Source organism: Alphaproteobacteria bacterium (genome assembly GCA_030739735.1).
Classification (GTDB): Bacteria; Pseudomonadota; Alphaproteobacteria; order UBA7887; family UBA7887; genus UBA7887.
Window position 1 is genome coordinate 1 of the sequence record JASLYQ010000008.1, and the last position, 23,356, is coordinate 23,356.

The 23,356-nt window shown below is 62.7% G+C and carries 19 protein-coding genes, 1 other RNA gene and 1 pseudogene; 17 read left to right on the forward strand and 4 right to left on the reverse strand.

Features of this window, described 5'->3' with window-relative positions; all coding sequences use genetic code 11:
- Window positions 1-466: 466 nt before the first annotated feature.
- Window positions 467-1,294 carry a mechanosensitive ion channel gene (locus tag QF629_05590; protein MDP6013004.1) on the reverse strand — a complete coding sequence of 276 codons (828 nt, stop codon included), beginning with the start codon at window positions 1,292-1,294 and terminating at the stop codon, window positions 467-469.
- Between the two features lie 38 nt (window positions 1,295-1,332).
- Window positions 1,333-1,563 (reverse strand): annotated as a pseudogene (locus QF629_05595) (hypothetical protein).
- Between the two features lie 236 nt (window positions 1,564-1,799).
- On the opposite strand from QF629_05595, the gene QF629_05600 reads away from it, so the two are divergent.
- The 4 genes from QF629_05600 to rnpB all read left to right on the forward strand — a co-directional run bounded on the left by QF629_05600 (window position 1,800) and on the right by rnpB (window position 6,080).
- Complete coding sequence (locus QF629_05600; protein MDP6013005.1) at window positions 1,800-2,126, forward strand: co-chaperone GroES; 327 nt, start codon at window positions 1,800-1,802, stop codon at window positions 2,124-2,126.
- 23 nt (window positions 2,127-2,149) lie between these two features.
- Window positions 2,150-3,793, forward strand: a complete 1,644-nt coding sequence (gene groL / locus QF629_05605; GenBank protein MDP6013006.1) for a chaperonin GroEL — start codon at window positions 2,150-2,152, stop codon at window positions 3,791-3,793.
- Between the two features lie 79 nt (window positions 3,794-3,872).
- Window positions 3,873-5,660, forward strand: coding sequence for an ATP-binding cassette domain-containing protein (locus QF629_05610; GenBank protein MDP6013007.1), 1,788 nt, complete (start codon window positions 3,873-3,875; stop codon window positions 5,658-5,660).
- 34 nt (window positions 5,661-5,694) lie between these two features.
- An RNA gene (rnpB, locus tag QF629_05615) (RNase P RNA component class A) lies at window positions 5,695-6,080 on the forward strand.
- 239 nt (window positions 6,081-6,319) lie between these two features.
- Here rnpB and QF629_05620 read toward each other — a convergent pair.
- Together QF629_05620 and QF629_05625 are read right to left on the reverse strand one after the other, a co-directional pair.
- Window positions 6,320-7,417: a TRAP transporter substrate-binding protein gene (locus QF629_05620; GenBank protein ID MDP6013008.1), complete on the reverse strand. Its 1,098-nt coding sequence runs from the start codon at window positions 7,415-7,417 to the stop codon at window positions 6,320-6,322.
- Window positions 7,418-7,499: 82 nt separating this feature from the next.
- On the reverse strand, window positions 7,500-8,579 hold the full coding sequence (locus QF629_05625; protein ID MDP6013009.1) for a TRAP transporter substrate-binding protein: 1,080 nt from the start codon (window positions 8,577-8,579) through the stop codon (window positions 7,500-7,502).
- 471 nt (window positions 8,580-9,050) lie between these two features.
- Here QF629_05625 and QF629_05630 point away from each other — a divergent pair, with 471 nt between their 5' ends.
- From QF629_05630 to QF629_05690, 13 genes are read left to right on the forward strand one after another with little or no spacing between them, the layout of a single operon-like run.
- The gene (locus QF629_05630) at window positions 9,051-9,527 is read left to right on the forward strand and encodes a hypothetical protein (protein ID MDP6013010.1); all 477 of its coding nucleotides are present in this window, start codon (window positions 9,051-9,053) and stop codon (window positions 9,525-9,527) included.
- 5 nt (window positions 9,528-9,532) lie between these two features.
- Complete coding sequence (gene rsmH, locus QF629_05635; protein ID MDP6013011.1) at window positions 9,533-10,507, forward strand: 16S rRNA (cytosine(1402)-N(4))-methyltransferase RsmH; 975 nt, start codon at window positions 9,533-9,535, stop codon at window positions 10,505-10,507.
- Window positions 10,504-10,815, forward strand: a complete 312-nt coding sequence (locus QF629_05640; protein MDP6013012.1) for a hypothetical protein — start codon at window positions 10,504-10,506, stop codon at window positions 10,813-10,815. The genes rsmH and QF629_05640 overlap by 4 nt, the downstream gene beginning before the upstream one ends.
- A complete protein-coding gene (locus QF629_05645) occupies window positions 10,815-12,503 on the forward strand; it encodes a penicillin-binding protein 2 (protein MDP6013013.1) in 1,689 nt (562 codons plus the stop codon). Before QF629_05640 ends, QF629_05645 begins: the two co-directional genes overlap by 1 nt.
- A gap of 19 nt (window positions 12,504-12,522) precedes the next feature.
- A complete protein-coding gene (locus QF629_05650) occupies window positions 12,523-13,962 on the forward strand; it encodes a UDP-N-acetylmuramoyl-L-alanyl-D-glutamate--2,6-diaminopimelate ligase (protein MDP6013014.1) in 1,440 nt (479 codons plus the stop codon).
- Entirely contained in the window at window positions 13,959-15,386 is a 1,428-nt protein-coding gene (murF, locus tag QF629_05655) for a UDP-N-acetylmuramoyl-tripeptide--D-alanyl-D-alanine ligase (GenBank protein MDP6013015.1), read from the forward strand. Before QF629_05650 ends, murF begins: the two co-directional genes overlap by 4 nt.
- A 17-nt stretch (window positions 15,387-15,403) precedes the next feature.
- On the forward strand, window positions 15,404-16,492 hold the full coding sequence (gene mraY, locus QF629_05660; GenBank protein MDP6013016.1) for a phospho-N-acetylmuramoyl-pentapeptide-transferase: 1,089 nt from the start codon (window positions 15,404-15,406) through the stop codon (window positions 16,490-16,492).
- 4 nt (window positions 16,493-16,496) lie between these two features.
- Window positions 16,497-17,858 (forward strand): UDP-N-acetylmuramoyl-L-alanine--D-glutamate ligase, encoded by a 1,362-nt coding sequence (gene murD, locus QF629_05665; GenBank protein MDP6013017.1) that lies wholly within the window; start codon window positions 16,497-16,499, stop codon window positions 17,856-17,858.
- Window positions 17,855-18,979 (forward strand): putative lipid II flippase FtsW, encoded by a 1,125-nt coding sequence (gene ftsW / locus QF629_05670; GenBank protein MDP6013018.1) that lies wholly within the window; start codon window positions 17,855-17,857, stop codon window positions 18,977-18,979. The genes murD and ftsW overlap by 4 nt, the downstream gene beginning before the upstream one ends.
- On the forward strand, window positions 18,976-20,070 hold the full coding sequence (gene murG / locus QF629_05675; GenBank protein ID MDP6013019.1) for an undecaprenyldiphospho-muramoylpentapeptide beta-N-acetylglucosaminyltransferase: 1,095 nt from the start codon (window positions 18,976-18,978) through the stop codon (window positions 20,068-20,070). The genes ftsW and murG overlap by 4 nt, the downstream gene beginning before the upstream one ends.
- The gene (gene murC / locus QF629_05680; GenBank protein ID MDP6013020.1) at window positions 20,067-21,503 is read left to right on the forward strand and encodes a UDP-N-acetylmuramate--L-alanine ligase; all 1,437 of its coding nucleotides are present in this window, start codon (window positions 20,067-20,069) and stop codon (window positions 21,501-21,503) included. Before murG ends, murC begins: the two co-directional genes overlap by 4 nt.
- Window positions 21,500-22,429 (forward strand): UDP-N-acetylmuramate dehydrogenase, encoded by a 930-nt coding sequence (gene murB / locus QF629_05685; GenBank protein MDP6013021.1) that lies wholly within the window; start codon window positions 21,500-21,502, stop codon window positions 22,427-22,429. Before murC ends, murB begins: the two co-directional genes overlap by 4 nt.
- Window positions 22,426-23,343 (forward strand): D-alanine--D-alanine ligase, encoded by a 918-nt coding sequence (locus QF629_05690; protein MDP6013022.1) that lies wholly within the window; start codon window positions 22,426-22,428, stop codon window positions 23,341-23,343. Before murB ends, QF629_05690 begins: the two co-directional genes overlap by 4 nt.
- Window positions 23,344-23,356: the final 13 nt, after the last annotated feature.

Below are 23,356 nucleotides of genomic sequence, written 5' to 3' on the forward strand. Positions count from 1 at the left end.
GCTGACTAAATAATGCTGTCTTGAATGCAGTTTTCGGAGCATGTCTTTTGGGCCTCACGTTTCGTTGTGCTCAGCGTCAGCGCACTTAACAATACATTGAACAAGTCACTTCCGGCCAACATTTCCCAGATAATTCAGAAATTCAAGGGAAATATACCACCGTCCCACCACCAACGAAGCTGTACCTGCTTTATGGTCCACCGAGGGGACAGCATTCCCCCGATGGCACCTAGAACACATAGGGCATCCCCATGCTTTATGCGGTGCCCTACGTTGAGATGGGACACCAGTCATTCCTCAGCAAGCCAAGTATGGTTGCTTCTTGTGATATGGTCAAAGCGGAATCAGCACGCCGGTAAACTAGGTATTTAGTACGCTCAATAACGGTTTTTTATTTGTGAATGCGGACTCTGGAGAACTCGAAAAATAGCTGTGTGATGCTCATGTCTTCCTCCTGCGACTATCACTAATCATTATCTCGCTGTATAATTAAAGTTTGATGCGGATAGGGAATGGAGATGCCGTCGGCATCCATACGCTCCTTAAGCGCTTTGGTAAGGTCGACCTTGGTGTCGAAGAAGTCGTCTCTCTTGGCCCAGACGCGTATGCTCAGATCTACCGAGCTCGTGCCCAGCGCGCCGACCACAACCTGGGATTCAGGGGCCGGCAGGATGCGGGACTCGGCATCAATGACCGCGCGCACGCTGGCCACCGCCTTATCGATATCATCGCCGTAATCTATGCCGAGAATGATCTCGATGCGCCGCGTTTCATAATGGCTGAAATTGCGCAGCGTCGTATCCCAGACCTGGCCGTTGGGAATGAGAATCTGAATGTTGTCTGGCGTCGCTAGCTCTGTAGTGAACAGTGTCACCGCCTTCACAGTGCCAGCTTGGCCCGCAACCTCAACATACTGCCCGACCTTGAAGGGGCGGAAGAAGAGGATCATCACACCCGCCGCGATATGGCCGAGGGTACCCTGCAGGGCGAGCGCAATGGCAAGGCCGGTGGCGCCCAGCACCGCCACCAGACTCGCCGTCTGCACGCCGAACTTGGCGAGCACGGCGAGCACCGTGACGGCGATGATTCCGTAGCGCGCTAGGCTGGCGAGGAAGCTGCCCAGCATGACATCGACATGTTCGCTGCGCACCGCAATCTTGCGGATCGTGTGGGCAGCCCAGCTTGACGCGACCCAACCGACGATAAGAATAACCACCGCACCAATTACGCGCAGCCCGTAGGCCGTGAGAATTTCCGTCGCCAGATCGATCGCCTGGCTCGCCTCGGCTTCCATAGCCGTCTCCTCTGCCAGAGAACTCGGCCTACTTTAGGTCAGTGCAGCGCCACCTGCCAATCCGCGCGACGCAGGCCGGTCTGCTGGGCGCCGCCGAGGTGTACCGAGTGCTGCGGCCCATCGAACTCGCACTGCCAGAAGCACAGAAATTCCTGCAAGGTCGAGAATTGCTGCACCAAGTCCCAGCCCTGTTAGACATAGGTCGGCAACAGGCGGGGGTGGTCGAGCATGTGATAGAGGATTTCCGCCGTCGTCAGGCACCACCCCACAACATTCGTTTCAGCCGTTGTCTCATCTCGCGTTATCGATATTTGGATATAACAAAAATTTCTAATATATTCAATTGGTTAACGATATTGTTGCGAGACTTCTGCCAAAAATCTTCGGGCCACCCCTTGACTCCGCCTCGGCTTTACCCCAAATCCGCGCCGAAGCTATCAGCACTCTCTTCCGTCGAGTGCTGACAATTTGCAGAACAATCCGCTTATAAAGGGGACAGTCATAGATGAAGTTCCGTCCGTTGCACGACCGTGTAGTGGTTCGTCGCGTCGAGGAAGATGAGCGCACCGCCGGCGGCATCCTCATTCCGGACACCGCCAAGGAAAAGCCGAGCCAAGGCGAAGTCGTGGCCGTGGGCCCCGGCGCCCGTGACGAAACGGGCCAGACCGTGGCGCTCGATGTCAGCGTTGGCGACCGCATTCTGTTTGGCAAGTGGTCAGGCTCTGAAGCTAGGATCGACGGCGAGGATCTGTTGATCATGAAGGAGTCCGACATCATGGCGGTGCTTGAGCCTAAGAAGAAGGCCAAGGGCAAGTCGCGCAAAGCCGCCTGAGCGAAAAAGGAAAGAGACGAGAAATGGCAGCTAAAGACGTCAAATTCAGCATGGATGCCCGCCAGCGCCTGGCGCGGGGCATCGATATTCTGGCCGACGCGGTCAAGGTCACCCTCGGGCCCAAGGGCCGCAATGTGGTCCTCGACAAGTCGTTCGGCGCGCCACGTATCACCAAGGACGGCGTTACCGTCGCCAAGGAGATCGAGCTTGCCGACAAGTTCGAGAACATGGGCGCGCAGATGGTCCGCGAGGTTGCCTCAAAGACTAACGACATCGCCGGCGACGGCACCACCACAGCAACGGTGCTCGCCCAGTCGATTTTCCGCGAAGGTATGAAGTCGGTCGCGGCCGGCATGAACCCGATGGACCTCAAGCGCGGCGTCGACCTCGCTGTCGATGCCGTGGTCACCAACCTGCACAAACAGGCCAAGACCGTGCGCACCAACCAGGAAGTAGCACAGGTCGGCACCATCTCAGCCAACGGCGAGCGCGAGATCGGCGACATCATCGCCACCGCCATGGAGCGCGTCGGCAACGAGGGCGTGATCACGGTTGAGGAGGCCAAGGGCCTCGAGACCGAGCTCGACGTGGTCGAGGGCATGCAGTTCGACCGTGGCTACCTGTCGCCGTACTTCGTAACCAATGCGGAAAAAATGGAGGTCGAGGTCGAGGACGCCTATCTGCTACTGCACGAGAAGAAGCTCTCCAACTTGCAGGCCATGCTGCCGCTGCTGGAGACCGTGGTGCAGTCGTCCAAGCCTTTGCTGATCATCGCCGAGGACGTCGAGGGCGAGGCGCTGGCCACGCTCGTGGTCAACAAGCTGCGTGGTGGCCTCAAGGTCGCCGCCGTCAAGGCGCCCGGCTTCGGCGACCGCCGCAAGGCGATGCTCGAGGACATGGCCATCCTAACCGGCGGCCAGGTGATCTCCGAGGACCTCGGCATCAAGCTCGAGAACGTCACCCTCGACATGCTGGGTCAGGCCAAGCGCGTCTCCATCGACAAAGATAATACGACTATCGTGGATGGCGGCGGAAAGAAGACGGACATTCGCGGCCGGTGCGAGCAGATCCGAGCGCAGATCGAGGAGACCTCCTCGGATTACGATCGTGAGAAGCTGCAGGAGCGCCTAGCCAAGCTGGCTGGCGGCGTGGCCGTCGTCCATGTCGGTGGCGCCACAGAGATCGCGGTGAAGGAGAAGAAGGACCGCGTCGAGGATGCACTCAATTCGACCCGCGCTGCGGTCGAGGAGGGTATCGTCATCGGTGGCGGTGTGGCCCTGCTCGTGGCCGCCAAGGCTCTCGATAAGGTCAAGCCCGAGAACCACGACCAGCAGGTCGGTGTCGACATCGTGCGCAAGTCCCTGCAGCAGCCGGTGCGCCAGATCGCCGAGAATTCCGGCGTCGACGGCTCTGTGGTGGTCGGCAAGCTGATGGAGTCGAAAAAGGCCAATCATGGCTTCGATGCCCAAAACGAGACCTACGTCGACATGTTCAGCGCCGGCATCGTCGATCCCGCGAAGGTCGTGCGTGCGGCCCTGCAGGATGCGGCGTCCGTGGCCGGTCTTCTTATCACCACCGAAGCGCTAGTGGCCGAGAAACCCGAGAAAAAGGGAGCCGGTGGAGACGCTCCGCCGATGCCGCCAGACATGGGCGGTATGGGCTTCTAAGGCGCCCGCGAACGAAGACCCAAGACCAGGCGGGTCGCGCCCAGCGCGGCCCGTCTTCTTTTCCCAACTCCGGCCCACCATGTCGCCACCCGTTCTCACCTTGCGCGATGTTTCACTGCGTTTCGGAGCCACACCTTTGCTCGATCGCGTGTCGCTGTCGATTGGCGCACGCGAACGGCTGTGTCTCGTGGGGCGCAACGGCTGTGGCAAGTCGACATTGCTGCACCTTGTCGCTGGTGAGATCGAGGCGGATGCAGGCGAGCGCTGGGCCCAGCCAGGCCTCACGGTCGGCGCCCTAGCGCAGGTAGTCAAGGCGAGCAAGAGCGAGACTGTCGCAACCTTCGTTGCCGGCGGCAACCACGCACCGGCCCACGCCGCAGAGGAGGCGCTCGAGCCCATGGGGCTGGACGCGGCGCGTCTGATGGCGTCGCTGTCGGGTGGCGAGGCGCGGCGAGCAGCGCTGGCGCGGGCGCTGGTCGGCGAGCCGGACCTATTACTGCTCGACGAGCCGACCAACCATCTCGATTTACCGGCTATCGAGTGGCTGGAAGTGAGACTGACCGCCTATCCCGGTGCGGTCGTCTTGATCAGCCATGACCGGGCGCTGCTGAGCGATGTCGGAACGCGCACGGCCTGGCTCGATCGCGGCACGCTACGTATCGCCGAGCACGACTTCGCGCGCTTCGAGGATTGGCGCGACAAGATTTTCGCGGAAGAAGAACAGGCGCTGAAGCGGCTTGGCAAAAAGCTCGATGCCGAGAACGAATGGCTGCGCAAGGGCGTGACAGCACGGCGCACGCGTAACCAGGGCCGGCTACGCAAGCTCAAGGCACTGCGAGACGAGCGCCGCCGGCGCATCGCCCACCTGCCGCACGGCACGGCACCGCTGAGCCTTGCCACCGCCGAGCCGGGCGCCAAGATCGTGGTTGAGGCCGAAGGGATTGCCAAGCGCTTCGGCTCCCGCCAGGTGATCGACGGCGCTTCGCTACGCGTCGCCCGCGGTGATCGGGTGGCAATCACGGGCGGCAATGGAGTCGGCAAAACCACATTGCTGCGCTTACTGATCGGTGAGCTGGCGACTGACAGCGGCAGCGTGCGCCTCGGCGACGACATCAGCCCGGTCGTTTTCTCGCAAGACCGTGATGCCCTCGATCCTGAGGCGACGCTTTGGCACACGCTCTGCCCGGAGGGCGGCGACAACGTCTGGTCGCAGGGCCGCCAGCAACACGTCGTGGGTTTTCTGCGCGATTTTCTGTTCGATCCCGGGCAGGCACGCAGCCCCATTGCCAGCTTATCTGGCGGCGAACAGGCAAGGCTGCTGCTGGCGCTTCTGTTCACGCGACCCAGCCAGTTGCTGGTGTTCGACGAGCCCACCAACGACCTCGACATGGAAACCCTCGACCTGTTGCAAGACCTACTCGGCGCTTACGACGGAACCGTACTTATGGTGAGCCATGACCGCACCTTCATCGACCGTCTGGCGACCCACACCCTGTGGCTGCCCGGCAATGGTCTTGTCGAGGCCTTCGTCGGCGGCCATACCGACATGCTGCGCCAGCGTGGTCAAGTCACAGCAAAACCAGAAGTGAAGCGAACAGCGGCGCCCAGGCGCGCCACTACACGCCGCCGCCTCGGCTATCAGGAGCAGCGTGAGCTCGACGCCCTACCTGATCGTATCGGCGAGATCGAGGCAGAGATCGCCGCGCTTCAGGTAAGGCTCGCTGATCCCGACTTCTACAGCCGCGATATCGCGGCCTTTAAGGCTGCAGGCACCAGCCTGGCAGCGCGGCGCACCGAGCTGGAGGCCGCCGAGGCCCGCTGGCTCGAGCTTTCAGAGAAGGATGAGGCGCTGCGCGCCGGCTCTTGACCGCGCTGTCGCCGCCTGCCACCTTTGGTGCGCGTCAGATGGCCGGATGGCTGCTCCACGCTCAAGCGCGGAGAGGAAAGTCCGGGCTCCACGGAAACACGGTGCCGGGTAATACCCGGCGGGGGCGACCCTAGGGACAGTGCAACAGAAAGTAGACCGCCTGCGCGCTTCGGTCCGTGGGCAAGGGTGAAAGGGTGCGGTAAGAGCGCACCGCGTCGCCGGCAACGGCGGCGGCACGGTAAACCCCACCAGGAGCAAGACCAAATAGGGACGGCGCAGGTCCTGTCTCGGCAGGGCCGAGGCCCGGTTTCCGGGGCCGCTGTCCGGGTAGGTCGCACGAGGCGTCCGGTAACGGCCGTCCTAGAGGAATAGCCATCACCCGCAAGGGTACAGAACCCGGCTTACAGGCCGTCTGACGTCTGCCAGCTTTGCAAAGTCAGCCCGAGATGAAGAGCGCCGGCACAGTTGTGCCATCGATGAGCGCCTTCAAGTGAGTCGAGTCGAACATAATCAGCATATGCCCCGACATCAGCCACTACACGCCGCCATGCCCTATCAGAGTGGGAAACCTGACACAGCGACATGGCGGCGATGATATCACCGGGTTGCGTCGGGGGGGGGAGATGTGGGCGCCAACCACGGTCGGCGCCCACCGTCACCTATAGGTACCCGAGGTTCTTCCAGACGGCGTATTTCTCGCGGAAGGTGCTGAGCGACTCCCAGACCTCAGCAAAACCCGGATCGGCCGCCGCTTCCTCGACTACTACCTCGTCCCAAGCACCGCTGTACGCGGCCATCATCTCGTCCGACCAGCGGTGCGCTTCGACGCCCGCCGCCGATAGCTCTTCAAGAGCGCCGAACTGGATAGCCTCGCCCTCGGCGATTGACTGACGGAAGTTCTCGCCGCAGGCAATCTCAAGTTGTGCCTTGCGGCGATCGTCGAGCGCGTTCCAGCGCTCCATGTTGACCATCAGCTCAATAAAGGTCGACTGCTGGTGCCAGCCCGGAAAGTAGTAGTGGCCGGCGATCTCGTGAAAACCCAATTCCTTGTCGATGGCGGGCATGGAGAACTCGGTGGCATCGATTGTGCCGAGCTCGAGCGCTGGGTAGATGTCGCCGCCAGCGATTAGCTGGGTCGAAACACCGAGCTTCTCCATGACCTTCGCACCAAGCCCGAAGAAGCGCATCTTGAGACCCTTTAGATCCTCCGGCGATGTGATCTCGGTTCGGAACCAGCCCGATGCTTCGGGCGCCACCGAGCCGCAGGGAATGCCCTTGATGTTGTGCTTGGCATAAAGCTCGTCATAGATCTCAATGCCACCGCCGTAATAGACCCAGGCCATGTACTCGCCGGTGGCAGGACCAAAGGGCACGGCAGTAAAGAACTGCAGCGCTGGTACTTTGCCTGCCCAATAACCCGATGCCGTCCAGCCAGCGTCGATGGCACCAGTCGAAACCGCATCGAATATCTCCAGCGGCGGCACCAGAGCGCCAGGTTCGAAGAACTTGAGGTTGAAGTCGCCGCCCGACAGCCTGTCAACCGAGTCGGAAAGGTGGAGCCCCATGCTGCCGATCAACACCATGCTGGAGGGAAAAGAACTCGCCATTTTCCACGTCACGTTCGGCGCAAGCGCGGCACTCGCCGGCGCTGGCGCCTCACCCTGCGGCGCAGGTGCCACATGGCCATCCTTCCAGGCAAAAAAACCAACGCCAAGGCCAGCCGCCACGCCGACGACCAACAGCAATACGTTACGCATGTCAAAACTCCTGCGCGGTTGCAGATTTGCGACCACAAGAAAACTGAGGTATGGGACCTCTCCTATCGAAGCCTGTTAGGGATTACAAGTATCCCAACCCCAACCATACCGCGTAGTCTTCACGGAAGGCTTTAAGGGACTGCCAGACGCGAGCGAAATCGGCGTTTTCGGCCGAGCGCTCTGCGACCACCTCCTGCCAGCCTGCCTCAAAAGCAGCGAGGATTTCCGGCGACCATCTGTGCACGCTGACGCCCTGTTCCTTGAGCGCGGCGATGGCCTTGAATTGTAGCGCATCACCCTCAGCAATACTGAGCCGGATGCTCTCGCCACAGACCGTCTCCACCAACAGCTTGAGATCATCTGGAAGCGCCTGCCAGCGCTCCATGTTTACTATCAGCTCGAGGAAGGTCGATTGCTGGTGCCAACCTGGGAAGTAATAGTGCTTGGCGATCTGGTGAAAGCCCAGGGCCTGATCGACGGCGGGCATGGAGAACTCGGTGGCATCAATGGTGCCGAGCTCAAGCGCCGGATAGATGTCTGAGCCGGCGATCAGCTGGGTCGAGACGCCAAGGCGCTCCAACGCTTCGCCGCCGAGGCCGAAAAAACGCATCTTCAGCCCACGCAGATCCTCCACACTGATGATCTCCTCGCGGAACCAGCCAGAGGCCTCAGGCGGGAGCATACCGCACATAACGCCCTTCATGTTATGACGGGCATAGAGTTCGTCATACATCTCCTTGCCGCCGCCATAATAGAACCAGGCCATGTATTCGCCAGCATTCGGCCCGAAGGGCACGGCCGAAAAGAAAGCTAAGGCCGGCTCCTTGCCAACCCAATAACCGGCCGTGGCGATGCCAGCATCGATGGCACCGGCGGAGACCGCGTCGAACATCTCCATCACCGGAACCAGCGCGCCCGGATCGTAGAACTGGGCGTGCAGACGGCCGCCGGACAGCCCCGTGATCAACTTGGTTGCGCGCTCAGATAGGGTGCCGACTTGAACCAGCGAGGCCGGCACGGCGCCCGTAACCTTCCAGCGGATCACATCCTGGGGCACCGCGGCCTCCGTCAGCGTAACCTGCTCCGGCCCTCCATCTACGGCAACGAAGCCGACCAACAGCCCAGCCGTCAAGCCAATGATCAAAAACACGATGTTACGCATGGCCTCCCCCTGAATTTCTCGCCCACCATGATGGCCGCCAGGGTGATCCGAGCCAAGACGATTCTTCCTAATTCTTGATGAACCCAAATCAAAACCTTTCCGTAACCTTTTGTGGCCAAGTGTAATGCGGTTCTTTCATTTGTCACAAATAGAACATTACAAGAACAAATTTTCACCTAAATCGATCTCTAGGGTGTAGGTAGAAGAGAACCCACGAAACCTAGAGTCATTTCTTAGATGCTCTGCGCTGGACCGAGAAGTTTGATGAGCTTCACTGGTGTAAACCCATGTTTGACATGCTTGTTTCCATTGACCACCAGAAATTCCCATGATATCCCATTTAATTCCATGTAAACCCATATAGATCCATAAAGGCTCTAGGGTGGCCAAGGTTAAAGAGGCTTACGGAGGCAGTAGGGCAAAGGCCGGACCAATCCGGGCTTCGGAACGATCGGGGCATTGGGGGACACGGTGGGGATTTTCGTCGGCAGTCACGAACAGCGCATCGACCGCAAGGGGCGGGTCTCCGTCCCGGCCCGGTTCCGCGACGTGCTCGGCAAGAGCGCGACATTCTACGCCTTCCCTGCCCTCTCCAACAGCTCAATCGAGTGCCACACGAGCGCCTTCATGGAAGACTTGAGTCAAGACATCGACAGTCTCGACCCATTTTCGGACGAACAGGATCACCTGTCGGCGGCGATATTCGGCATGAGCTTCCCCCTCACGCCGGACAAGGACGGACGCGTCATCCTCCCTGACGCGCTTCGTGACCATTCTGGTATCGCCGAGGCGGTGGTGTATGTCGGCAAGGGCCGGTCGTTTCAGATTTGGGAACCTGTGCGCTTCCAAACCTACCAAAAACAGGTTCGCGACCGTGCCCTAGCCGACCGTCAGGCGCTGCGTCGGCGCCCCCAGGGCCCAGCGGACCCTGTGGAGAGTGGCACGTGACCGGAATGTCCCCCCCCCGACGTTCCGGCCACGTGCCCGTCTTGTTGGACGAGGCCATCGGCGCCCTGGCGCCGCGAGAGGGTGCGCTTTACGTCGACGCCACATTCGGCACCGGCGGTTACAGCAAGGCCATTCTCGATGCTGCACCGTGCATGGTGCTGGCCATAGACCGCGACCCAGAGGCGGTGTGCCGCGCCAAGGCGCTGGCCGCAGAGAGCGGCGAAAGGTTGCGCGTCATCGAAGGCTGCTTTGGCAATCTCAATAGCCTGCTACAAAGCCATGATACCGCCCGTATCAATGGCGGGGTGGTGCTCGACCTCGGGGTTTCCTCACCACAGCTCAATACACCCGAACGCGGTTTCAGTTTCCAGGCGGACGGGCCGCTCGACATGCGCATGGGATGCAACGGCCAGAGCGCTGCGGACGTGGTCAACAACGCCGAGGAATCTGAACTTTCCGATATCCTCTATCGTTATGGTGAGGAGCGCCAGGCGCGCCGCATCGCTGCCGCCATCGTAACCGCACGCGAGACCGCGCTACTGACCCGCACCACACAGCTCGCCGAAATTATCCACCGCGCCCTGCCGCCTCAGCGTGGTGGCCCTGACCCGGCGACGCGGAGCTTCCAGGCCCTGCGTATTCACGTCAACGACGAACTCGGCGAGTTACGCCGCGTGCTCGCAGCGGCCGAAAAACTGCTCACGGCCGGCGCCCGCCTGGTGGTGGTGTCATTTCATTCCCTCGAAGACCGCCTGGTCAAGCGCTTCCTGGCGCGGCGCGCGCGACCCGCGACGCGGCCCTCCCGCCACAGCCCCGCCGCCGCCGAGCAAACCGCAGCCCCTCCGCCATCCTTTGTGCTGCTGCACAAGCGGGTGGTGAAACCATCGGCATCGGAAGTTGCAGCTAACCCGCGTGCTCGGTCGGCGCGCCTACGCGCCGTAGAGCGCACGGCCGAGCCAGCCTGGAAGAACGCCGCATGATCCGCCTCTCAGGCGCGCTCACCCTGTTCCTGCTGAGTGCTGCGGCACTCGCCCTCTACCAACTCAAATATGAAGTTGCAGAACTCGAGGCCGAGCATACTCTCCTCACCAACGAGCTCGCGGCAGAGCGCGAGGCGATTCACGTGCTTGAGGCGGAATGGGCCTTCCTCGACCGCCCCGAGCGCCTGGCCAAGTTAGCCAGCGCGCATCTCGACCTGGTGCCGCTCGGGGCCGACAAGGTTATGCGAATCTCCGATCTGCCGTGGGCCGCGACGATCCTCGCCGGCGTCGGCGAGGGAGAGCGCTGATGGCCCCGCCGGCAGTACGCCTGGAAGGTGCCGGCAAGGGCACCCTCGAAGTCGCGCGCACCCGCCTTGTCGTAGGTGCAGCGCTGTTCGCTCTTGGCTTTGCGATCTTGTCTGCGCAACTCGCCAAGATCAGCTTGTTGGAAAGCGCGGCCGAGCGCTCGCGCAGCAGCGCCGCCATCGGCATGCCATTGCTGCGCGCCGATATCATCGACCGCAACGGCATCGTGCTGGCGACCAACCTCGAAACCCACTCGCTCTATGCTGATTCCCGACTGATCCGCACCCCGGCAGCAACCGCCGCACATCTGGCCGAGATCGTGCCCGGGCTCGACCGTGCCAAGACCCAGTTTCACCTTGCCAGCGACCGCGGGTTCGTCTGGATCCGCCGACACCTGACGCCACGCCAGGCATACGAAATCAATCGCCTCGGCGAGCCCGGCCTGCAGTTTCTGCGCGAGCAGCGCCGGGTATATCCCCAAGGCGAAGCCACGGCGCATCTGGTCGGCTTCACGAATGTTGACAATGCCGGCCTCGCCGGCATCGAGAAGGCCCACGAAGGGCGTCTGACCACAGCGCCCGATACGCCGCTAGCGCTGTCGCTCGACGTCCGCTTCCAGCACATCCTGCACCAGGAGTTGGCCGCCGGCATGGTGACCTATTCAGCCTCGGGTGCGGCCGGCATCATCATCGATGTCGACACCGCCGAAGTCATGGCCATGGTCAGCCTACCCAGTTTCGATCCCAACCGCGATCCCGGGCGCAGTCCAGGCGATGCCCGCTTCAACCGCGCCAGCCACGGCATCTATGAGATGGGCTCGACCTTCAAAACCTTCACCATCGCCGCTGCGCTCGATGCCGGCATCGTCGAGCTTGAGGATGGTTACGACGCCTCGGAGCCGTTGCACCTAGCCCGCTTTACCATTCGGGATTTTCACGCTGAGAACCGCTGGCTCTCGGTGCCAGAAATCTTCATGCATTCGTCCAATATCGGCGCCGCCAAGATGGCGCTCGATCTAGGCGGCGACCGACAGCAGGCTTTTCTGGCCAGCTTCGGCTTGTTGAGCCCGGCGCCAGTAGCACTACCGGAAATCGGCGCACCGATGACACCCGCACGCTGGCGCGACATCAATACCGCGACCATCGGCTTCGGTCACGGCATTGCGGTTAGCCCACTGCAATTGGCCAGCGCCGCCACCGGGCTCGTCAATGGTGGCACCATGCGCCCGCCTACACTGCTGCTGCGCAACGCGCCGACGCCCGGGGTGCGCGTGATCAACCCCGAGACCTCGCGGCGCATGCGCCAGTTGCTGCGTCTGGCGGTCAAGCATGGCACCGGCCGCAAGGCTGATGTGGAAGGCTATCTGGTGGGAGGGAAGACCGGTACGGCCGAGAAAAATAGCCCCGAGGGTTACGACCGCGACCGCCTTCTGTCGTCCTTCCTCGGCACCTTTCCCATAGACAACCCGCGATATGTGATTCTGGCGGTGATCGACGAGCCCCACGGCACCGAGAACAGTTACGGCTACGCCACCGGCGGTTGGACCGCGGCACCTGTGGTGGGACACGTTGTCGCACGTATCGGGCCGTTAGCCGGCCTGCCACCACGCCCCGAGCCGATCGGCGAAGCCGAAGCCCCGCCGCTCTTGATCACGCCTGACGGTACTGAGATCCGTCTTGCGTCTTTCTGAGGTAGTCGGCGAAACGGGAATGACGCGCGCAGGTGACAGCGAATTGGAAATCACCGGGCTTAGCAGCAACAGTCGTCTTGTAAAGCCGGGCCATTTGTTTGCCGCTTTCTCAGGCAGCCGGGCCGATGGCGCGCAATTCATCGCCGATGCCGCCAGGCAAGGGGCGGCAGCGGTGCTTGCCTCTCCCGCGGCGACGGAAGCCTGCGCCACAGCCGGCCTGCCACTGATCGCAGACGAGACCCCACGCCGCCGCTACGCCCTAGCAGCGGCGCGCTTCTTCGCCCCGCAACCGCGCACCATTGCCGCCGTGACCGGTACCAACGGCAAGACTTCCGTCGTCGGCTTCCTACGTCAGATTTGGGAGCGGCTAGGCAAGCCCGCGGCCAGCCTCGGCACGCTCGGCGTCTCGGCACCGGGCTTCGATGCCGGCACATCACTGACCACTCCCGAGCCCGCCGCCTTGCACGCAACCCTCCAAGCATTGTCCGGTACCGGCATCGAGCATGTGGCCTTAGAGACCTCGAGCCACGGCCTCGCCCAACACCGCTGCGACGGCTTGACGCTAACGGCCGCGGCCTTTACCAATCTCAGCCGCGACCATCTCGATTATCACGCTGGCGAGGACGCCTACATGGCGGCCAAGGCGCGGCTGTTTTTCGAGGTCCTGCCGGCGAACGGCTGCGCCGTCATCAATACGGACGACCCCCGCGGCCTGGCACTTGCCGCGCAGTGTCGAAAGCGCGGCCAGCGGATCATTACCATCGGCGCAGGGCCGGCCGACCTCTCCCTGTCAGCGCAGTGCGTGCTCGCCGCAGGTCAGCGCTTCGAAGCGGCCTATGATGGGCAGAGCTACCCCCTCCAGACGCCACTGCTGGGCGACTTCCAGATCAGCAATCTGCTATGCGCCACAGCGCTGGCCATAGCCTGCGGCGAGGACGCGGCAGCGGTATTCGCCACCCTGCCCCACCTGGCCGGCGCGCCGGGTCGTCTGCAATTGGTAGCACGGCATGCGGACGGCGGTCCCGTGGTCGTGGATTATGCCCACACGCCCGATGCCTTGCGCGCAGTGCTCGTCGCCCTGCGCCCTCATGTTACGGGGCACCTACACCTGGTTTTTGGTTGCGGCGGCGACCGCGACGCCGGCAAGCGGCCGCTGATGGGTGCCATTGCGGCCGAGCTTGCCGACAGCATCATAGTGACCGACGACAATCCGCGTAGCGAGGATGCGGCCACGATCCGCGCCACAATCGTTGCCGCCTGCCCCGGCGCCCGCGAGATCAGCGCCCGGGCCGATGCCATTGATAGCGCCGTCGCGAACATGGCACCCGGCGATGGCTTGCTGGTCGCCGGTAAGGGTCACGAACGAACGCAAATCATTGGCGATCAACAGATATCTTTCGACGACGCCGAGACCGCGCGGCAAGCCGTGCTTGGCCGTGGCGGGGAGGCCATGCCGTGACCACCCTGGCGTCATGGACGGCAACAGCGGCGGCAAGTGCGTGCGGTGGAAGGGCGCACAGCAATTGGACCGCCGCCGGCGTCTCAATAGACAGCCGCAGCCTGACGGGTGGCGAGTTGTTTGTCGCCTTGTCAGGACCAAACTTCGATGGTCACGACTTCGTCGCTCAGGCCCTGGAAGCAGCTGCCGCAGCCGCCATGGTCTCTCGCGTGCCACCCGGGCTCGCGAGGGCTCCGCTGCTCCTAGTCGAGGACACGGAGGCGGCCCTCATCTCCCTCGCCCGAGCCGGGCGCGCGCGCAGTGCGGCGCGCCTAGTCGGCATCACCGGCAGCGTCGGCAAGACCGGCACTAAGGACTTGGCAGCGCGGGCACTTTCAACCCTCGGCACCACCTTCGCCAGCCGCGGCAATCTCAACAACCAGATCGGCCTGCCCCTGAGCCTAACGAACCTGCCGTCACAAACACACTTCTGCGTACTCGAGATGGGCATGAACCATGCTGGCGAGATTGCCGTACTGAGCGATGTTGCCCGCCCCGACGTAGCGCTGATAACAACCGTGGAGGCGGTTCACTTGGCCTATTTCCGCGACGTCGGTGAGATCGCCGCAGCCAAGGCGGAGATCTTCTCCGGGGTAATTCCGGGTGGCACTGCTGTGCTCAACCGGGACAACCCCCATTTTGCCTATCTGGCCAAGGCAGCGGGTGAAGCAGGAATCACGCGCATCATTGATTTCGGCACATCCGAGGCCTGTGTAGCGCGCTTACTCGACTACTGGCCAACGCCCGGCAACAACCGCGTATCGATCGCGATCGACGGTCGGCGACTCGATTATGTGCTCGGCATCGACGGCCGCCACTGGGCCATGAACAGCCTTGCCGCACTGGCTGCCGTCCACGCGCTTGGCGAAGATATCGACCGCGCTGTAACAGCCTTTGCCGAGGCCATTGCCCCAGCCGGACGCGGTGCCATGCGCCCCCTCGACCTCGCCTGCGGCCGGGTGCTGCTCATCGACGACAGCTACAACGCTAGCCCCGCGTCCATGCGCGCAGCTATCGCGATGCTCGCCGAAAGCGGTGGAAGCCGGCGCGTCGCCATCTTCGGCGACATGCTGGAGCTTGGCGACGACGCAGAGAGCCTGCATGCTGCACTGGCGCTCAACCTGGAGCAGGCTGAGGTTGATCTGGTGCATACGGCCGGACCATTATCGGCAGCTACACATAATGCGTTACCGCATCACCGCCGCGGCCTCCACGCGGCGGATTCCACTGAACTCGCGCCGCAGATCTCAGCGACGCTGCGCAAGGGCGACGCAGTCCTGGTCAAGGGCTCGCGCGGCAGCGCCATGGAACGCGTGGTCACGGCGCTAATCACGGCCGACAACAAGGGCGACGCCATGTTGCTCGCCGCCAATGGCAACTGCTGAGCGGAAGGGGCAAGGAAATGCTCTACAACTTCCTTTCGCCGCTCGCCGAGGATTACGCGGTCCTGAACCTGTTCCGCTATCTCACTTTTCGCACCGGCGGCGCCGTCCTTACCGCTCTCATTATCAGCTTCATCGTCGGGCCGGGTCTGATCCGTCTGCTGCGCACGCGCCAGGTGGAAGGCCAACCGATCCGCGACGATGGGCCGGAGAAGCATCTGGAAACCAAGAAGGGCACGCCGACCATGGGCGGCTTCCTGATTTTGCTGGCCCTGATAACCGGCACGCTGTTGTGGGCAGACCTGAGCAACCAGTTCGTCTGGATCGTGTTGCTGGTCACGGTCGGCTTCGGCATCATCGGTTTCGCCGACGATTATCTCAAGGTTACCCAGCGCCACCATCGGGGTCTGCCGGGCTCACTCAAGCTGCTCGCCCAGTTCGCCATCGCGCTTGCGGCGACGGTATGGATCACGTGGCTGGTGCCCAACGACCTCTCCATGGCCCTAGCCCTACCGTTTCTGAAAAGCGTACTGATCCAACTCGGTTGGTTCGCCATCCCTTTCGCCATGCTGGTGGTGGTCGGCGCCTCCAACGCGGTCAACCTGACCGACGGCCTCGACGGCCTGGCCATCGTGCCGATCATGATCGCCGCGGCGTGCTTCGGCATAATCTCCTATCTCGTCGGCAATGCAGTCTTTGCCAATTACTTACAAATTCATGCGGTGCCGGGCGCCGGCGAGCTGGCCGTGCTATGCGGCGCCCTGCTCGGCGCCAGCCTAGGCTTTCTTTGGTTCAACGCACCACCCGCCATGGTCTTCATGGGTGACACCGGAAGCCTCGCCACGGGCGGCGCGCTCGGTACCATCAGCGTCATCACCAAGCACGAGTTGGTGCTCGCCATCGTCGGCGGACTGTTCGTGCTGGAGGCGGTATCCGTAATCGCACAGGTGACTTCATTCAAGCTGACCGGGCGCCGCGTTTTCCGTATGGCACCCCTGCATCACCACTTCGAGCAGAAGGGTTGGGAAGAGCCAACCATCGTCATCCGCTTCTGGATCATCGCCCTAATCCTAGCGCTGGTCGGGCTCGCCACCCTGAAGTTGAGGTGAGGCGATGATCACGGTTACGGAATTCCAGGGCGAACGGGTCGCGGTCTTCGGACTGGGGCGGAGCGGCCTGTCGGCTATTCGGGCGCTTATCGCGGGCGGCGCCGAGGTGCTGGCCGGCGACGATCGCGCGGGCAACCTGGGCGAGGCTGCACGGCTCGGTGCAAAGACAGCCGACCTGCCAGACACCGATTGGCGGGGCATCAAAGCGCTTGTGCTCAGCCCTGGCGTGCCCCTTACCCATCCGCAGCCACACCCGGTGGTACACGCGGCGGTAGCCGCCGGCGTCGAGATTCTTTGCGATGTGCCGTTGATGGCTGCCGCGGTTCGCACCAAGGGTCCGCAGATTGTCGGTATTACCGGTACCAACGGCAAGTCGACCACCACAGCCCTGCTCGGACACTTGCTGCGCCATGCCGACCGCGCGGTGCAGATCGGCGGCAATATCGGCACCCCGACACTCGACCTAAAACCGCTTGAGGACGACGGTACCTACGTAATCGAAATGTCGTCCTACCAGCTCGATCTGGCCCGTGGTATGGCCTTCGATGTGGCGGCGCTACTCAATCTGTCACCGGACCACCTCGACCGCCATGGCGGCATGGACGGCTATGTCGCGGCGAAACGGCACATCTTCGACGGCCAGGACGCGGCTTGCAGCGCGGTCATCGCTATCGACGACCGGCTTACCGCCGCCATCTTCGACGACCTTACCGAGCATGGCGCCCAACGGCTGATTCCGGTATCGACCCATGGACCGGTCGAACGCGGCGTCTTTGTCGCCGACAGCGCCCTACACGACGCCCTTGACAACGACGCAATACGCATCACATCGCTTAGCGGCATCGACAGCTTGGCCGGCAGCCACAATCGCCAAAACGCTGCCACAGCCTACGCCATCGCTCGCGCCCTTGGCCTTACGGCGGGCGAGGCGGCGAGCGGGCTTGCCTCCTATCCGGGTCTTGCCCACCGCATGGAGCCTATCACGACGCAGCGCGGCGTGCGCTTTATCAACGACAGCAAAGCGACCAATGCCATAGCAGCGGCCCAGGCACTGTCTGCCTTCGAGCGCATCCACTGGATTGCCGGCGGCCATGGCAAAAACAAAGATTTCGGTGCGCTCAAACCCTGGCTCGATCATGTCGTGTGCGCCTATTTAATCGGCGAGACAGCGGAACACTTGGCAACAGAACTCGATATGCCCACAGTTCAGTGTGGCACCCTCGACCGTGCCGTAGCCAAAGCAGCTGAAACCGCGGCGCGAGGTGAGGTGGTGTTGTTCTCGCCAGCTTGCGCCTCATTCGACCAGTTTGCCAACTTCGAGGCGCGTGGAGAGCGTTTTCGCCAGCTTGTCGAGGCCCTCTCATGAGCGCTCCGGCTCGCGTCGATTCGAGCCTGCTCGGACGCTGGTGGCTCACCGTGGACCGCTGGATGCTGGCGGCGCTGCTTGTCTTGCTCGCGCTCGGCGCCCTGATGGTGCTGGCGGCCAGCCCAGCAGTTGCAGAGCGCCTCAGCCTCGACAGCTTTCACTTCGCGCACCGGCACCTCGCCTTCCTGGTGCCATCGTTGTTCCTGATGCTGGCGGTATCGCTGCTCTCGCCGGTCGGTGTCCGCCGCTTGGCCATGATCATGCTTGGCGTCGGCATGCTGTTGATGCTGACGACGCTGATCTTCGGTTTCGAAGCCAACGGCTCCCGCCGCTGGCTGGCCGTCGGTGGAATTTCCTTCCAGCCCTCGGAGATCGTCAAACCAGCGTTGGCCGTAGTCGCGGCCTGGTTGTTCACCCTGCAGCGCCAAAGTCGCGGCGTACCCGGGGATGCGATGTCGGCGGGGCTGTTCGCGATCGTACTTCTGCTACTTGTTATGCAACCTGACTTCGGCATGGCCTTTGCCGCCACCGTGGTTTGGTCGGCACAGTGGTTCCTGGCCGGCCTACCGCTGCTTTGGGTCGGCGTGCTCATGGCGGTGGGTATCAGTGGATTAATAGCGGGCTATCGAACTCTAGATCATGTGCAAAGTCGTATCGACCGCTTTCTCGATCCGGCCACGGGCGATACTTATCAGATCGATACCGCTCTCAGTGCCTTTTCGAGTGGCGGGCTGCTCGGCCGCGGACCAGGTGAGGGAGTGATCAAGGCTCACTTGCCGGACGCCCATTCGGATTTTATTTTCGCCGTAGTTGGTGAGGAGTTTGGTCTCGTCGCCTGCCTAGCGCTGGTGGCGCTCTTCGCCTTCGTCGTTCTGCGTGGCTTCTTGCGCTTGCAGAAAGAAGAGGACCTCTTCCGCCTGCTCGCCGCGGCCGGGCTGCTGACACTGTTCGGCATGCAGGCACTAATCAACATGGCGGTCTCACTCAACCTGCTTCCGACCAAGGGTATGACGCTGCCCTTTATCTCCTATGGTGGCTCGTCGATGCTCTCGCTGGCGGTGGCCATGGGCATGGTGCTGGCGCTTACACGCTGGCACGTACGCCCGGGATGCTGGCCATGAGCGGGCCGGTAGTAATCGCGGCCGGCGGCACCGGTGGCCATGTTTTTCCGGCGCTGGCACTGGCGGCCGCCTTGCGCGCGGACGGCATCGAGACCGCCTTCATCACCGACCGTCGGGGCAGCGCCTTTGAGGGCGAGATAGCTGGCGTTGCGTGCTATGCCGTACGCGCCGGCGCCGTTGCTGAGCGCAATGTTCTCGGCATCCTACGCTCACTAACCAATCTGCTTATCGGCACCTGGCAGGCGCGGGGCCTGCTGCGTCGGCTCAAGCCGCCGCTGGCAGTGGGGTTTGGCGGCTATGCCTCGGTGCCGCCTCTGTTCGCGGCCGCTGGCCTCGGCGTGCCGACTCTCATCCACGAAGCCAATGCAGTTCTCGGCCGCGCTAACCGGCTGCTCGCCCACCGCGCCCGCGTCATCGCCACCGCCTTCCCCAAAACCACGCGCGTGCGCCCAGGCCAGCGGCTCGCCCCCACGGGTAACCCGGTACGCGCTGAGATCGTCGCCGCACGCGCTGTCCCCTACGCCGCGCCAAAGCCGGACGGACCGTTCCGCCTGTTGGTCATTGGCGGCAGCCAGGGCGCGCGCATCATGGGCAGCCGGTTGCCGCAAGCGCTCGCCACTCTGCCAGACGCCACCCGGTCGCGCCTAGCCCTGACCTTGCAATGCCGCGAAGAGGACCTGAGCGACGCCCGCGCAAACCTTGATGCCGCCGGCATCAAAGCCGAGGTCTACACCTTCTATCACGACATCGCAGACCGCTTGGCAAGCGCCCATCTTGTGATCGCGCGCGCCGGAGCTTCAACCGTTGCCGAACTCACCTGTATCGGCCGACCGGCAATCTTGATCCCTTTCGCCCATGCGACCGATGATCACCAGAGTGCCAACGCGGCCGCCCTGGTCGCGGCTGGCGGCGCCTGGATGATCGCCGAATCCGATATCCGCGGCGAGGCCCTGCGCAATACGATTGCCGCGCGCATGACTGATCCGGCCCTGGCCACCACGGCAGAGAAAGCGCGAGCCTTCGGCGCGCCCGACGCAGCGGCAAGGCTGGCGACGTTGGCCAAAGATCTGATGCAGGAGGGTGCGCGATGAGCGCGCTACCTCTTGACATCGGCACCCTGCATTTCATCGGCATCGGCGGCATTGGCATGAGCGGCATTGCCGAAGTCATGCACAATCTCGGCTACACGGTGCAGGGCAGCGACCTCTCGGAGAGCGCCAGCGTCCGGCGCCTGTGCGCGCTCGGCATCCACGTCACCATCGGCCATAGCGAGGAGGCGCTCGGCGACGCCGCGGTAGTGGTCATCTCCAGCGCCGTCAAAGCCGATAATGTCGAGGTCGTAGTGGCGCGTACGCGCATGTTGCCGGTGGTTCGTCGCGCCGAGATGCTGGCCGAGCTGATGCGCTTGAAATGGTCAATCGCCGTCGGCGGCACCCACGGCAAGACTACCACCACTTCGATGGTCGCCGCTCTGCTCGATGCCGCGCGCCTAGATCCGACAGTGATCAATGGCGGCATTATCAATGCCTACGGCACCAATTCGCGCCTCGGCGCCGGCGAATGGATGGTGGTCGAGGCCGACGAATCCGACGGCACCTTCGTCCGCCTACCGGCAACCATTGCCGTGGTCACCAATATCGATCCAGAGCATATGGAGTTCTATGGTAATTTTGATTCCTTGCGCGCCGCCTTTCAGAGTTTTGTCGAGAATATTCCGTTTTACGGCTTCGCCGCGCTTTGCATAGACCACGCGGAAGTGCAGGCGATGATCGGACGCATGCCGGACCGCCGCATCGTCACCTACGGCACCAGTCCGCAGGCCGATGTGCGCGCCATAGACGTACAGCCGATTTCAGAGGGCATGCACTTCGATGTCGCCATCAACCGGCGCGGCGGTGACGGCGAGCGGATTTGGCGCAATCTGGTGCTACACATCCCAGGCGCCTACAACGTGCAGAACGCACTCGCCATGATCGCCATCGCCACTGAGATGGGCATCACTGAGGACACCGTACGCGCCGCTCTCTCAACCTTCAAAGGCGTGCGCCGGCGCTTTACGCGCATCGGCACAGTGGGTGGTATCAGCATTGTCGATGACTACGCCCATCACCCGGTGGAGATCGCCGCCGTGCTCGACGCTGCACGCCAGGTGGCCGAGGGCCGTGTGATCGCCGTCGTTCAGCCGCATCGCTTCACGCGCCTACGCGATCTCTTCGAGGAATTCTGCTCCTGCTTCAACGACGCTGACGCCGTGGTTGTCACCAATGTTTTCGCGGCTGGCGAAGCCCCCATCGACGGCTTCGATCGAGACGCGCTGGCGGAGGGTCTTCGCGCCCGCGGGCACCGGGCCGTAACCGCACTCAAGAACGAGGCATTGCTGACCGAAACTATCGCCGGAATCGCCGAGGATGGCGATCTGGTAATCTGCCTCGGCGCCGGCAGCATAACACAGTGGGCCAATGATCTGCCGACCCGCCTCGCCGCTCTATCAGCGCCACCACATGCCATCAGAGATGGCCAATGATAGCAGCAACCATCCCGCGGCTGATCGATAGACTGCCAGCTGTACGTGGCGAGATGCGCGCGGACGTACCACTACATCGCATCAGCTGGTTCCGTGTCGGCGGCTCGGCGGAAGTGCTATTCGAGCCTGCCGATCGCGACGACCTTGCGGCATTCCTCGCCACCCACAGTGCCGAGGTGCCCGTGACCGTACTCGGCACATGTTCGAACGTGATCATCCGCGACGGCGGTATCGATGGCGTGGTGGTGCGCCTAGGTCGCGGCTTCACGAGCATAAAAATTGCTGGGACCATGGTCCACGCTGGCGCCGGCGCAGCGGACAAGATAGTCGCGCGGATGGCCTGCGAGGCAAGTGTCGCGGGGCTCGAGTTCCTCGTCGGCGTGCCAGGCACCATCGGCGGAGGTGTACGCATGAATGCAGGCGCCTATAAGCGCGAGTTCGCCGACGTCATAACCAGCATCGAGGTGTTGGATACCGCCGGCAACGTGCAGGAGTTATCGGGAAACAATCTCGGCTTCGCTTACCGGCACAGCACGCTGCCTGAGGGTTGGATCTGCACGGGCGCTACATTGGTTGGCGAGTCTGGGGACTACGATGAGATCGACGCCCGTATGCACGAGATTGTGCAGGCTCGCGAGATAAGCCAACCAATCCGCGCGCGCACCGGCGGTAGCACTTTCGCGAATCCGGCTAGCGGTGCCAAGGCATGGCAACTGATCGACCAAGCCGGTTGCCGCGGGCTAGCCATCGGCGACGCCCAGGTCTCGGAGCAACACTGTAATTTCCTTATAAATCGCGGCAAGGCCAGCGCCACCGACCTGGAAACGCTCGGCGAGACCGTGCGCGAGCGCGTGCGCGAGACAAGCGGCGTCACCCTTGAGTGGGAAATTCGGCGCCTGGGCAAGCCTGCCGGAGAGCGCCCATGACACGGCGGGTGGCAGTGCTGATGGGCGGCCTTTCCGCTGAACGCGAAGTCTCGTTAGTGAGTGGTGCCGCCGTGATCAAAGCACTAACCAGTCTAGGATACAGTGTCATAGCAATCGATGTCGGACACGATATTGTCACCAAGCTCGCCCCAATGCGTTCCAGTGTGGATGTGATCTTCAACGCCCTGCACGGCCAGCATGGTGAAGACGGCTGCGTCCAAGGCCTCTGCGAGCTCATGGACATCCCCTACAGCCATTCTGGAGTATTGGCTTCGGCCCTGGCGATGAACAAGCCCTTAGCTAAGCGCCTTTTCCAGGAAGCCGGGATACCGGTCGCAGCCAGCCGAGTGGTGACGCGTGACGAGGTGCTCGCCGGCCATCCCATGCGACGACCCTATGTACTCAAGCCGATCGATGAGGGCTCCAGCGTCGGCGTCCGCCTGTTTGTCGACGACGATGCGCCACCGCCTTTCGACTCTGAGCCCTGGCCCTATGGCAACGAAGTGATGGCAGAGGCCTATATTCCCGGCCGCGAGATCACCGTTGCGGTGATGGGAAATAAGCCGCTCGGAATGCTGGAGATCCGCCCACACGAGGGCTTCTACGATTACGATACCAAATATCTTGAAGGCCGCGCCGAACACCTTATCCCAGCGCCAATACCCGGGACCGACCATGCGGCCGCACTTGACATTGCCGAGCGAGCGCATCGCGCCCTTGGCTGTGAAGGCGTCAGCCGCGCCGACTTCCGATACGACGACAGCGAACAGGGCATGGGCCTACGCTTGCTCGAGATCAACACTCAACCGGGCATGACGCCACAGTCGCTGGTTCCCGAAATCGCCGCCCATGCCGGCCTTAGCTTCAGCGAACTGGTCGACTGGATAGTGGAGGACGCCATATGCCGGGCTTGAGGGCAAGGAGGGC